Annotated in this window: 13 protein-coding genes and 1 other annotated feature; of the genes, 8 read left to right on the top strand and 5 right to left on the bottom strand. The window is 37.6% G+C overall.

What is annotated here, in order from left to right:
* The first annotated feature begins 493 nt into the window (after nucleotides 1-493).
* Both IV87_RS10315 and IV87_RS10310 read left to right on the top strand, forming a co-directional pair.
* On the top strand, nucleotides 494-736 hold the full coding sequence (locus tag IV87_RS10315) for a hypothetical protein (RefSeq protein ID WP_057807989.1): 243 nt from the start codon (nucleotides 494-496) through the stop codon (nucleotides 734-736).
* A gap of 93 nt (nucleotides 737-829) precedes the next feature.
* Nucleotides 830-1,633, top strand: coding sequence for a Cof-type HAD-IIB family hydrolase (locus IV87_RS10310; protein ID WP_057807987.1), 804 nt, complete (start codon nucleotides 830-832; stop codon nucleotides 1,631-1,633).
* A gap of 110 nt (nucleotides 1,634-1,743) precedes the next feature.
* Here the strand turns inward: IV87_RS10310 and IV87_RS10305 are convergent, their stop codons facing one another.
* The 3 genes from IV87_RS10305 to IV87_RS10295 form a co-directional block, all read right to left on the bottom strand.
* On the bottom strand, nucleotides 1,744-2,298 hold the full coding sequence (locus IV87_RS10305) for a hypothetical protein (protein WP_057807985.1): 555 nt from the start codon (nucleotides 2,296-2,298) through the stop codon (nucleotides 1,744-1,746).
* Nucleotides 2,299-2,355: 57 nt separating this feature from the next.
* A complete protein-coding gene (locus IV87_RS10300; protein ID WP_057807982.1) occupies nucleotides 2,356-2,949 on the bottom strand; it encodes a hypothetical protein in 594 nt (197 codons plus the stop codon).
* 120 nt (nucleotides 2,950-3,069) lie between these two features.
* On the bottom strand, nucleotides 3,070-4,086 hold the full coding sequence (locus tag IV87_RS10295; RefSeq protein WP_057807980.1) for a tagatose 1,6-diphosphate aldolase: 1,017 nt from the start codon (nucleotides 4,084-4,086) through the stop codon (nucleotides 3,070-3,072).
* A 160-nt stretch (nucleotides 4,087-4,246) separates the two neighbouring features.
* Here IV87_RS10295 and IV87_RS10290 point away from each other — a divergent pair, with 160 nt between their 5' ends.
* The gene (locus tag IV87_RS10290) at nucleotides 4,247-4,699 is read left to right on the top strand and encodes an ASCH domain-containing protein (protein ID WP_057807979.1); all 453 of its coding nucleotides are present in this window, start codon (nucleotides 4,247-4,249) and stop codon (nucleotides 4,697-4,699) included.
* Here the strand turns inward: IV87_RS10290 and IV87_RS10285 are convergent.
* On the bottom strand, nucleotides 4,696-5,196 hold the full coding sequence (locus tag IV87_RS10285) for a methylated-DNA--[protein]-cysteine S-methyltransferase (RefSeq protein WP_057807977.1): 501 nt from the start codon (nucleotides 5,194-5,196) through the stop codon (nucleotides 4,696-4,698). The two genes, IV87_RS10290 and IV87_RS10285, sit on opposite strands and share 4 nt — an antisense overlap.
* Nucleotides 5,197-5,290: 94 nt before the next feature.
* Between IV87_RS10285 and IV87_RS10280 the strand changes: the two genes are divergently transcribed.
* From IV87_RS10280 to tyrS, 4 genes are all read left to right on the top strand, one after another.
* On the top strand, nucleotides 5,291-5,869 hold the full coding sequence (locus tag IV87_RS10280; protein ID WP_057807975.1) for a bifunctional transcriptional activator/DNA repair enzyme AdaA: 579 nt from the start codon (nucleotides 5,291-5,293) through the stop codon (nucleotides 5,867-5,869).
* Entirely contained in the window at nucleotides 5,866-6,576 is a 711-nt protein-coding gene (locus IV87_RS10275) for an AzlC family ABC transporter permease (protein WP_057807973.1), read from the top strand. The genes IV87_RS10280 and IV87_RS10275 overlap by 4 nt, the downstream gene beginning before the upstream one ends.
* The gene (locus IV87_RS10270; RefSeq protein WP_057807972.1) at nucleotides 6,561-6,887 is read left to right on the top strand and encodes an AzlD domain-containing protein; all 327 of its coding nucleotides are present in this window, start codon (nucleotides 6,561-6,563) and stop codon (nucleotides 6,885-6,887) included. The genes IV87_RS10275 and IV87_RS10270 overlap by 16 nt, the downstream gene beginning before the upstream one ends.
* A gap of 47 nt (nucleotides 6,888-6,934) precedes the next feature.
* Nucleotides 6,935-7,135 (top strand) — a binding site (T-box leader).
* A gap of 53 nt (nucleotides 7,136-7,188) precedes the next feature.
* Nucleotides 7,189-8,442 (top strand): tyrosine--tRNA ligase, encoded by a 1,254-nt coding sequence (tyrS, locus tag IV87_RS10265; protein ID WP_057807970.1) that lies wholly within the window; start codon nucleotides 7,189-7,191, stop codon nucleotides 8,440-8,442.
* A 713-nt stretch (nucleotides 8,443-9,155) separates the two neighbouring features.
* On the opposite strand, the gene IV87_RS10260 is transcribed toward tyrS, so the two are convergent.
* The gene (locus IV87_RS10260; protein WP_057807968.1) at nucleotides 9,156-10,061 is read right to left on the bottom strand and encodes a LysR family transcriptional regulator; all 906 of its coding nucleotides are present in this window, start codon (nucleotides 10,059-10,061) and stop codon (nucleotides 9,156-9,158) included.
* A 169-nt stretch (nucleotides 10,062-10,230) separates the two neighbouring features.
* Between IV87_RS10260 and IV87_RS10255 the strand changes: the two genes are divergently transcribed.
* A complete protein-coding gene (locus IV87_RS10255) occupies nucleotides 10,231-11,424 on the top strand; it encodes an aminotransferase-like domain-containing protein (protein WP_057807966.1) in 1,194 nt (397 codons plus the stop codon).
* The last annotated feature ends 269 nt before the right edge of the window (nucleotides 11,425-11,693 follow it).

Here is an 11,693-nt window from a genome sequence, read left to right as displayed (position 1 = left end):
AGGAAGATTATTAGCAAAATTCGCTAATAATTAATGATGTTTCATACGATGACCATTCTTGTGGCGGCAACCCACACCGCAAGAACTGGCACTATTCCACATAAAGGAAGGTTATTAGCAAAATTCGCTAATAACCATTGATGTTCCATACGTTGACCATTCTTGTGGCGGCAACCCACACCGCAAGAACTGGCAAGCAAAAAAAGCTGCCTTGTGTAGCACGTTTCAACTATAAAGAATTAACAAGAAGACCCAATGATTCGATTTTGGAATCGATGGGTCTTTTTGTTAGTTACGGAACATCATTAGCGAGATTTGCTAATAATCAATGATGTTTTATACAATGATCATTTCTGAAATAATAGTTTACAGCTATTTTTTATTATCGTAACCATAACTTCATTCTTAATTTAAGGAATAGTCAAACATAATTCATATTTTTAATTTAAAGTATACCTTATCTTAACGATAAGAATTATACAGGAGGCTAACAATGAAAGATGAAGAATGTCGCTATCAAAGATTTGAAGTTTTGTGTGATCACTGCCCGATGATAAAAAATGGCTTTAACGGAAGAGCCATTAAAGAATATGAAAATACTTATTTAATTGAATTAGACATGGATACTGTTTGCAATGAAGATCGCAAAAGTTTGATGCACATAACAGATTTTAATGGCCGGGTTGTTATTGCCAAAAAGTATATCCAGGCTGTCGAAAATGCGATTGCACAATAAGTAACCTAATTTTTAGAGAAAAACGCTTGCTTTGTTTTGTAAGCGTTTTTTTGATATGATTAAATTAGTATAGAAAAGCATAGGAGCATATTTATGACAAAAAGATTAATAGCAGTTGATATGGATGGCACTTTTTTGAATAGTCATCAAGATTTTGATCGAAAGTATTTTTTAAAATTGTATCCAGAAATGCAGGCTAAAGATGTTACTTTCGTAGTGGCAAGTGGAAATCAGGATTCTCAACTGCGGGCATTTTTCCCGCATACGGCAGATTCAATTTGGTTTGTTTCGGACAATGGTGCTTTAGTTAAGCAACCTGATGAAACGGTGATGTACTCTGCCAAAATGGATCCGGAAGTATATCACCATGCGATTACGTATCTGAACAGTTTGGACGAGGTTTATCCGGTTGTGAGTGCCGTGAAAAGTGCCTATGTACTGAATTCTGCACCGAAATCATTTTCAGAGATGACGGCTAGATACTACTATAAGCTACAAAGCGTTTCAGACTGGGATGCAATTGATGATACAGTTTTAAAAATTGGTATGTCGTGTCCAGATAATCAAACAGAAAAGATTTTGACGCTACTCGCCAACGAATTAGCTGGTGAGTTATTGCCGGTATCATCTGGTCATGGGGATATTGATTTAATTATTCCGCATACCCATAAGGCCAATGCGATTAAACGAGTGGCCAATTATCTTAATATTCCAATGATAGATGTCGTAACTTTTGGTGATGGTGGAAATGATGCCGAAATGCTAAAAGAGGCAGGCCAAGGCTTTGCAATGGCAAATGCTCCCCAAGCAATTAAAAAAATTGCTGACAATGTAGCACCAGATCATGATCAGAATGGCGTTCTTATCACAATTGATCAGTTATTAAAGCAGTGGTAAAGGAAGAGAGTGGGAAAAAGGTGTTTGGACTTCGAACACAGCCTTTTTCCCCAATTTCAACTATAAAGTTCGAATACAAAAAAAGAGACTGGGAGTTTTCCAGTCTCTTTTTAATACTTTGAACGATGATATCTGATTCGAAAGAGAGTTCCAATGACAAACGTCACTAGCATAACTAAATAGGTAATCATTTTATACGTGGGTAACTGATCACGAAATTCTAACAGATATTTATTTTGAAAGGCATTTTGATATTCATTAGTTAATTTTGTTTCGATTGAAGCACCAATAGAAGAATTGATTACCAAGGTAGAAACACCATCATTGACAAGTTGTTGTTTGACGCTGTTTTGAAAACGAGTTGGATTAACCTTAATTGGTTTATTATCGTATGCCTGGCCAACGGCAGTTTTGAGATCCGGTTTGATGGTAGCAGCCGTAATCTGAATGGTATAACCATTGTACTGAGGAACCTTTTCATTAACAACCTCTACAATTCGTTCGACTACGGGATCGCTCGTGGCAACAATTTGACCGAAACTTTTATTGAAGACTGTAAATAAACAGATTGTAGCCAGCACAAAGATAAAGTACATAAACGTTGAGAATGCGCGTGAACCATACTTAGGCTTGGCTACGTGTAAGTGCTGTTCTCTGATGATCAAAACCTCCCTTGGAAACCTTACTAAGTTCTTCCAAGATAAGCTTTAAATGCACGTTTGTCAATTTGACATGAGTTGATAGGGTTCTTCTTCAGGATTAAATGTGGTCGCTAGCCACGCTAAAGACGAATCCTTGACTAAATTTTCGTAACCAACGTGCGCAATTTGATCATTCATATCTTGTAGACTTTGAACGCTGCCGAATTTTTTGAGGTTCATTGGGTCATTTACGACAGTGTGATTAAAAATAGAAGATGACAGTAAAATAGCTGCCGGTAATGGTGTAGGTGTATCAAAATAATACTGGGTGTCTGGGAATTCTAAAATAGTTACAGTGTTGTTAGAAACTCGTCCTGGATAATAAACGGCAAAACCACGCATGATGAGCACTGTCAGTGACTGTAACTGACTAATCGGATAACTTTTGTATAAATTATCTTCAATTATGATATCAATTTTATCTTTGTCATACGCAACAGTGGTTTTTGATCGCATTTTTGGTCGTGAAAATCGTTTCTTTAATAAACTTTTGCCACCCCGTGGATATTCTATGTCGTCAATTTTGATATGGCACCAAGACAGAAATGGGTCGACACCATCTTTTTGTGGTTTAAAAGTAATTTGAGATTTTAAAACATCGGCATTAATTTCCATAAAAATCTACCTCCCCTAAGAAATAAAATTAAATATGAAACCGCTTTATTGATATCATACTGATATCGTAACACCGATTGCTTAAAATAACAACTTAATTTATCTTTATTTTGCCTACTTTTACAAAGTTATGGGATTATCAAAAATGTCGAGATTTTTAAGCCCGCCAAACCGGTCATACCAAGGAGTAGCGTAATTATCAAGATTTTCACTTAAAATCGTTAAGTTTGATTTTCCCGTGGTTTCAAGCCACTGCTGCAGACCCTTTTCACCATTTTTTGCATAAACGGAAATACTGTCCTGTAATGCGGTGTAGTCTGTCATGACGCCTGCAAACTTTGCACCTGATTTACCGGCAAATTTAACTGCTGCTTGAAAAGATTCAAGAGTGTTATGACCACTTTGATAAATAAAAGGTCGTGTAGTAGTATCGCTGGCTTCTTTAAGCAGTTTTGCGGCCTGTCGTTGAGAATAAACCGCAGTTGCTGTTTTACCTGTGAAGCCTTCAACAAACGCAAAATTTAGTGGAGTTTCAATTTGAAGAATGTCAATATGATATCGTTCTTTAGTTAACTCCTTGATGGTGTCAATTACCAGAGTGGGTTGAAGCTTGGCAAATTCAGCAGTGGCCTTGTCGAAAACTTGATCATCGTAAACGATTGGTTCCACAAAAAGAGGGAGGTCGGATGCTAAGGCCTCGGCACCTACACGTTCTAACCAAGCTAATTTTTCGTCATTAGTCTGTTCATCCGCATGGGGATTATAGTTAACACGCACTTTAACACCATTTGTTTTGGTGTGAACTAAGCGATTTAGGGATAAATGGTCAGGTGCTTTCGCGGACAAATCATAAACGGTAATTAAACCAGTGTCTTTAGATTTAGCTTGTTTTGCTTTGGTTCCAAAGGCAGAATCCAACAGAATTCCCGAAACTTCAGGTGATAAATATTCAGACAGAATTTGTTTGAACTCAATGCATTGATCAATGTCGAATTTATTTTTAGCATTTGTTTGAGCAGCTTGCATCCTTTTTTGAAAAGTAGTTTGTCCGCCCAAACCTAAAATATTTAAAGTACCTTCATCATCAGCTAACTTTTGTAAGTTTTCAAATTTTCCACGTGATAGTTTAGTTTTCATAAAATTAATCTCCTTTTTATTAAATGGACTAGATAAACCGTATCACACCCGTTGCAAAGTTTAAATTAATTCGTCAGTTACGTTTGGTAAAATAAGGTATTCTCAAAAATTCGACTTTAAATAATGATATAATAGTGAAAATATTTGATGAGGTGAGTCTATGACACATGCGACTGAAATTAATACTTATTGGCAAACATTTGTCAAAGAACACAAATTACATCATGCAACTTACGAAGCGTGGGCGTTTGGCAACACGGTTAGTATGGCAAATGAACTTGCAGATCTTACTTTTAGAGGAATAAAAACAGCCACAACTTCTGCATATGATTTATATGAAGAAGATGAGGCTTATCCCCAGGTGGGTGAATATAATATGATTCTGGATGGTAGCGGTCATCCAGTTTGTATTACGCAAACGGTTGTTGTAGAAGTTATCCCATATAAAAATATGACTGCTGAGCATGCTTACCATGAAGGTGAAGGCGATCAGACGTTGACGTATTGGCGTCGTGTGCATGAACCGTTCTTTAAACAAGAATACGCAGAAGCAGGCAAAACTTTTACGGAAAATATGAATTGTCTTTGCGAAGTTTTTAAAGTAGTCGGTTAATTTTGTTTAACCCGAGCTTCAAGTGCAAGTAATTCGCGTTTTAGGGGCAGACCACCATGGTAACCGCCAATAGAGCCGTCTTTACGCAACACACGGTGACAGGGAACTACAATTTGGTTGGGATTTCTACCAACTGCATTGGCAACAGCACGGATAGCAGTTGGACGATGAATTTTTTCGGCCAAGGCACTGTACGTCGTTGTTTCACCATAAGGGATGGTTTGAAGTGCTTGCCAAACCGCCTTTTGAAACGGGGTACCATTAAGTTCTACTGGTAAAGGAAAAGTCTTAGTTTCACCTGTTAATAATTTTTTTAAAGCTAGCGCATAATCATGAGTTTTAGTGGTATCTTTTAATTCTTTGACATGAGGAAAATAATGATGCAATTCATCTTCACTAGTTGCATTGGAGCTGACAAAAGCTAGCCCATGTTCACCAACTGCAAGTAGGTAAGTGTAAGTACCAACAGTGACATGATCGATATAGAATGTTTTCATAAGTGACCTCCTGATTGTGATTTTGCTTAAATTATAACAAATAAAAAGTTCAAAATTTGGCTTTTTCATTCTGGATTTTAATGAGGGAAAGATAATGGAAACTTTTCAAAGACCAACTAATGCACAATGGCAGGCAATTATTCATAATGATAGTAGCGCGGATAGTCATTTTTTTTATGCTGTTCAAACAACGAAAATTGTATGTAAACCATCGTGTTCGTCACGAACGCCACTGAGAAAAAACGTTTTTATCTTTGAAAATTTAAGTGAAGCTGAAAAGGCAGGGTTTCATGCATGCAAACGATGCCAGCCTGGTGGTCATGTGGTGAGTAACGCTGAATGGGTAACGTTGAGCCAATGCTATCTTCAAATTAATTATCAAAAGCAGTTGACGCTTGAGGATATAGCTAACGAAATGCACGTTGGAAAAACTTATTTTGAACATGTTTTCCGAGTTGAAACTGGTAGTTCAGTTATGCAGTATCTTAATCGAATTCGGTTAAGCCACGGAAAACAGTTATTACGGGAAAGTACCATGAAAATAAAACCAATTGCACTAAGAAGCGGATTTAAAAGTGCAAATTATTTTAGTCGCGCTTTTAAAAAATATTTTGAAATGACACCGAGTGAATATAGAAAAAGTAAAATGAAAATAAGGGATGAAATTGTGTGAATGAAAAACTAGATTTTGACACAGGAATCAAGGATGCGTTGCCAACTGTGTTTGGCTACATAGGGATAGGCCTTGCGTTTGGCATTGTAGGTAAAACTAGTGGATTGAGTGTATTAGAAATTCTACTAATGTCGTTAATTACATATGCCGGTTCAGCCCAATTTATTATGGTAAGTTTGTTATTAGTTGGCAGTTCCATTCCGTTTGTAATGTTGTCGGTGTTTTTGGTTAATGCGCGGTTTATTTTAATGAGTACAACGGTAGCTCAGTACTTTCGCCAAGATTCCATTTGGCAAAATATTGGTATTGGGACATTACTGACAGACGAAACCTTTGCTTTGAGTATGAACAAACTTAATTTTACGAATCATCGTTTGGCTCCAAGTTGGTTTCATGGTGCTAATTTTGTTGCTTACTTAACTTGGGCGCTAGCAACCGCAGTCGGTGGCATTTTGGGTAACCTGGTTGGCGATCCTAAGGCGTTTGGACTTGATTTTGCACTTGTTGCCATGTTTATTGGCTTGCTTTATTTACAAATGATCACTGATCGCAGTAAAGCGTTTGGTTTTCAGGTGACGATGGTCGGAATAGTTTGCGTTTTAATGTATGTACTGACAATTTTCTTTTCCGATAATGTTGCATTGATTGCAACGACGTTAATCGGTTGTTTCTTAGGAATGGTGGTGGAACAATGGCACTCACGATGAAAGTTTTATGGGCAATTATTGGTTGCGGGCTAGTTACGTGGCTGTCACGAGTAATTCCTTTTGTGTTAGTTAAGAACTTTGATCTACCTAATTGGTTGATTCGATATTTAAGCTTTGTACCGCTGGTTATCATGACGGCTCTTATTATGGAAAACATCTTTACGCATCATGCAGGCTCTTTACCATCTGTAAACATGGATAATCTTTTAGCAACCGTTCCAACATTTTTGGCAGCAATCATATCCAAAAGTTTAATTGTTATTGTGGTGGTCGGAATTATCTGTATGGCATTAATTCGACTGGCTTTTTAAAAAGATGCTTGACTTCCAAAATCAACTCTCTTAATATGTAACTAACATTAAAAGCATTGAGACGATCGAAGTAACAGATTATCCAACATTTCAGAGATCTGGTGGGACTGCGAACCAGAATGTGGTAATTGTGAATTACAATTGTTGAGCTTCTAATCCTAAATTAGCGATTCATCACGTTATCGATGTTGAGTGATTGCAGATGATGCAATAACTTGGGTGGTAACGCGGAAAAATTCGTCCCTAGAGTCTTTATTGACTTTAGGGATTTTTTTATACCAAAAAAGAGGAGGAAAATATTATGAATATTATTGATGAATTAAAATGGCGTGGTGCAGTTAATCAATCTACAGACGAAGAAGGTTTGCGGGAGTTAACTAACAAAAAGCAGATTGGTTTATACTGTGGTGTTGATCCAACTGGAGACAGTTTACACATTGGGCATTTGATTCCCTTTATGATGCTAAAGAGATTCCAGTTACAGGGACATCATCCGGTTATCGTTATTGGTGGGGGAACTGGTGCAATTGGTGATCCATCAGGTAAAAATTCGGAACGTGTTTTGCAGTCCATGAATCAAGTTAAACATAATGAAGATGCTTTATCTGCTCAAATGATTAAACTATTTGGAACAGACAATTTCACCATTGTGAATAACTATGATTGGCTTTCAAAATTATCATTATTAGATTTTCTACGTGATTACGGTAAATTGTTTAATGTTAATACAATGTTGAATAAAGAAGTTGTTGCCAGTCGTTTGGAGGTAGGAATTTCGTTTACGGAATTTACTTATCAAATTTTGCAGTCAATTGATTTTCTTCATCTATATCGGCATGAAAATGTCCAATTACAAATTGGCGGTGCGGATCAGTGGGGAAATATTACAGCTGGAATTGATTTAATTCATAAAATTGAGGGTTCTGATACAGACGTATTTGCATTGACAATTCCGTTGATGTTGAAAGCAGATGGAACTAAGTTTGGCAAGACGGCTGGTGGAGCTGTTTGGCTGGATCCAAAGAAGACGTCACCATATGAGTTTTATCAATTTTGGATTAACCAAGATGATCGCGATGTGGTGAAATACTTGAAGTACTTCACTTTCCTCGACGAAGATGAAATTGACGAGTTAGCTGAAAAGGTGCGGACACAACCTGAGAAGCGTGAGGCACAACGACGTTTGGCTGAAGAGGTGACGGAGTTTGTGCATGGTAAGCAGGCGGTAATTGAGGCTCAGCATATTACTAAGGCACTTTTTTCGGGTGAGGTACAGGATTTGACGGCTGGTGAAATTGAGCAAGGATTTAAGAATATGCCGACGGTTGAAGTGAAAAATGAGAAGCAAAATATTGTGTTGTGGCTGGTGGATGATACGAAGATTGAGCCATCGAGGAGACAGGCACGAGAAGATGTGAAGAATGGTGCGATTCGAATAAATGGAGAAAAGGTGCAGGATGTGGAGGCACAGATTGATCCGGGATCGCATTTTGATGGAAAGTTTGTGATTGTGCGCCGCGGAAAGAAGAAGTACTTTTTGGTGAAGGTAAGGTAAAGTGTGCGAGGTAAAACGGTAATAGGCATTTCATAAATTCGGCGTATGCGGGATCGCAATCCCGCGGGAGACGAGTTTATGAAATGCCTATTGTTTTACCGAGCAGTCCTAAAAAGTAGTGAGTGAAACAAGTCGGGTAGTCGCAATAAGCTAAGTGAGATGGAGGTGGGATCGCGATCCCACAGGAATCTTACTTAGCTTATTACGACTGACTTGTGAAACTGTCCTAAGGCTTAGCGAAAAAAACAGAGAAGGGCGATTGGAGGTGGGATCGCGATCCCACAGGAATCTTACTTAGCTTATTACGACTGACTTGTGAAACTGTCCTAAGGCTTAGCGAAAAAAACAGAGAAGGGCGATTGGAGGTGGGATCGCGATCCCACAGGAATCTTACTTAGCTTATTACGACTGACTTGTGAAACTGTCCTAAGGCTTAGCGAAAAAAACAGAGAAGGGCGATTGGAGGTGGGATCGCGATCCCACAGGAATCTTACTTAGCTTATTACGACTGACTTGTGAAACTGTCCTAAGGCTTAGCGAAAAAAACAGAGAAGGGCGATTGGAGGTGGGATCGCGATCCCACAGGAATCTTACTTAGCTTATTACGACTGACTTGTGAAACTGCCCTAAAGCTCAGCGGAGAAAGGTAAAAAAGTGTGACGTATGCAGGAGTCATGCTTATGATCAGCTCCTTGTTTAACAAGCAAAATAATTTATTTTGCAGGTTGGCCAAGATATTCTTTTTGGTAACATTGAGCTAAGTAGTCGTGAATTTCAGACAACATTAGTTTTGTGGATGGAGAGTCAGCTTGTGTTTTATTAACACTGAGACAGATTGTACGATTGTATTGGTGTGAGAAAGGATAAACATTTACATCGCCAGTTAATTTTTGCAGGGCAAGTTTGGGTAGAATTCCAAAACCAAGTCCACTTTCTACCATTGAAAGAATTGATTGGTCATCAATGGAATAAGTAATGGCTTTTGGTGCAACATTATATTGATCAAGTGTTTTCTTTGTGTCACGGTCATAGTCAATTTGTTGAAGGATGAAATGATAGTCACCAATATCATCCGTTGTAATGTAGGTTTTATTTTTGGGCACGAAATCTGCAGGAGTGACACAATAAATGGGATCATCAATTAGTGACTCGGTTTGAAGTTGTGAATCTACTGGTAGCGTTGCAAAACCAATATCAACAGAACCGACGCGGGTCATTTCTGCAATTTCGGAGAAGGTTCCTTGAGTAATAGTGACTTCAACACCAGGATATTTTTTCTTAAACTGACGAATGATGGTTGGCAACCAGTTAATACAAACACTACTGAATGCGCCAATGCGAACAATACCAAGATTTAAACCCCTAATTTGATCGGCCACTTGTTTTAGTTGTGCTTCACTATTTAAAATATGTTGAATTACGGGCAGTACTTGCTGACCATCTGGTGTGAGCTCAACCCCCGTGCGATTTCGAATGAATAGTGGAAAGCCAAGCTCATTTTCTAATTGACTGATAGCATGACTGACTGCACTTGGGGTAACATTTAATGTTTTTGCAGCTTGACCAAAGTTTTTGGTTGTGACAACTTGAGCGAATATTTCGTATGAAAAGTTAGCCATTTAATATACTTCCTTCTATATATAGTAGAGAACAGCGCTTTTGATTAAATGTATTGTTGCAGCGATGAAAAACATTCACGTTATATTGAGAACGTTGAGTTTTACTTCATATTAAATAATTAGTATCATAGAGTCAATAAGCAAGACAAAAATCATGGAGGAATTTACGATGAAAAAAGAGTTTGCCAGTCGTGTTTCGTTGACTTCGAAGAGCGGATTGAATGCAATTTATCCAAGCCAGGATCCAGAAATGATTTCGTTTACTGGCGGATTTCCTGATGCTACCTTGTTCCCAAGTAAAGAATTGGCTGATAGTTTTCAAATTGCTATTTCAAATCAGCATTCACCCTTACAATATCAAGTGGGTGAAGAATCAATAGATTTGCGAGAAAAAATTGCGTCATTACTAAATAATGATGGAACAGTAACAAATCCGGAACTGATCATGATGACACAAGGGGCACAGCAGGGATTGGATCTTGTTGCAAAGTTAGTTATCAATAAGGGTGATGGCTTGGTGGTAGAGGGTCCTACATATATTGGCGCGCTGGCAGCGTTTGATGCCTATGAACCAAACTATTACTCAGTTAGCATGGAAAATGATGGGATGAATTTAACTGAATTGAAACGCATTTTGATTGAGAAATCAGTTAAACTTATTTATACGATTCCAGATTTTCAAAATCCCACAGGAGTTGTCATGTCATTGGAAAAGCGAAAACAGTTAATTGCATTGGCCAATCGTTATGATGTTTTGATTTTGGAAGATGCTCCTTATCGTTGGTTACGATATGAAGGGAAATCTTTACCAACTTTAAAATCGTTAGATACACAGGATCGCGTGATTCAATTAGGAAGCTTTTCTAAAATTTTGGCACCTGCCTTACGACTAGGGTGGCTAACGGCAAGTGGCGAGATCTTCTCTCGATTGAAAGAGTTAAAAGCCGGAGCAGATTTGGAGACTTCTAATTTAATGATTCAAACGGTCAATGCTTATCTATCTAAATATAGTCTTGAAAGTCACTTAACCAAATTGCAAAAAAGTTACAGAATTAAAAAGAATGCCATGATGACAGCGATGAGAAACTACATGCCTGAAAATATAAGTTATACAGATCCTAAGGGTGGTTTTTTCACATGGATTACAGCTCCTCAAAACTATGACTTAGATAATATGCAAATAATGAGTTTTAAGCCTGCTTTTCATGTGATGGTAATTCCTTCGACTAATCTTTTTCCTGATAAAGCGCATAAAAATGGTGCAAGAGTTAGTTTTAGCAGTGTGTCACTTTCACAAATTGATTCAGGAATTAAAAGACTAGGAAACTGCTTGTCCGATAGCTATCAAAAGCAGTCAATCTAAAATTGGTATAGGTATAAAACACAGTTATTTTCAGCAAAAAATGAAACAATTCAAAAAATATTGTGAAAAATGCTTGACGAAATGTTTGTGACTTGGTATATTTATATACGTTGTCTGACGGAGATTTGCTTGCTAATTAAAAAAAGAGTTAAAAGTTTTTCTTGACAAGCTTTTATCCAGATGATATACTTATAAAGTTGTCGCAAGGAAGAAAAGAAATTTTCAACTTCAACAATTGGTAGACCTTTGAAAACTGAACAAAGTTTCGA

The sequence above is a fragment of the Pediococcus ethanolidurans genome, assembly GCF_001437405.1.
Lineage (GTDB): Bacteria > Bacillota > Bacilli > Lactobacillales > Lactobacillaceae > Pediococcus > Pediococcus ethanolidurans.
This window is presented reverse-complemented; position numbering and strand designations above follow the sequence as displayed.

What these genes read in the sequence shown, in the direction of transcription:
- IV87_RS10260 (WP_057807968.1), bottom strand. Translation starts at nt 10,061, where the DNA reads ATGGCTAACTTTTCATACGAAATATTCGCTCAAGTTGTCACAACCAAA.
- IV87_RS10295 (WP_057807980.1), bottom strand. Translation starts at nt 4,086, where the DNA reads ATGAAAACTAAACTATCACGTGGAAAATTTGAAAACTTACAAAAGTTA.
- IV87_RS10310 (WP_057807987.1), top strand. Translation starts at nt 830, where the DNA reads ATGACAAAAAGATTAATAGCAGTTGATATGGATGGCACTTTTTTGAAT.
- tyrS (WP_057807970.1), top strand. Translation starts at nt 7,189, where the DNA reads ATGAATATTATTGATGAATTAAAATGGCGTGGTGCAGTTAATCAATCT.
- IV87_RS10270 (WP_057807972.1), top strand. Translation starts at nt 6,561, where the DNA reads ATGGCACTCACGATGAAAGTTTTATGGGCAATTATTGGTTGCGGGCTA.
- IV87_RS10280 (WP_057807975.1), top strand. Translation starts at nt 5,291, where the DNA reads ATGGAAACTTTTCAAAGACCAACTAATGCACAATGGCAGGCAATTATT.
- IV87_RS10315 (WP_057807989.1), top strand. Translation starts at nt 494, where the DNA reads ATGAAAGATGAAGAATGTCGCTATCAAAGATTTGAAGTTTTGTGTGAT.
- IV87_RS10255 (WP_057807966.1), top strand. Translation starts at nt 10,231, where the DNA reads ATGAAAAAAGAGTTTGCCAGTCGTGTTTCGTTGACTTCGAAGAGCGGA.
- IV87_RS10285 (WP_057807977.1), bottom strand. Translation starts at nt 5,196, where the DNA reads ATGAAAACATTCTATATCGATCATGTCACTGTTGGTACTTACACTTAC.
- IV87_RS10290 (WP_057807979.1), top strand. Translation starts at nt 4,247, where the DNA reads ATGACACATGCGACTGAAATTAATACTTATTGGCAAACATTTGTCAAA.
- IV87_RS10300 (WP_057807982.1), bottom strand. Translation starts at nt 2,949, where the DNA reads ATGGAAATTAATGCCGATGTTTTAAAATCTCAAATTACTTTTAAACCA.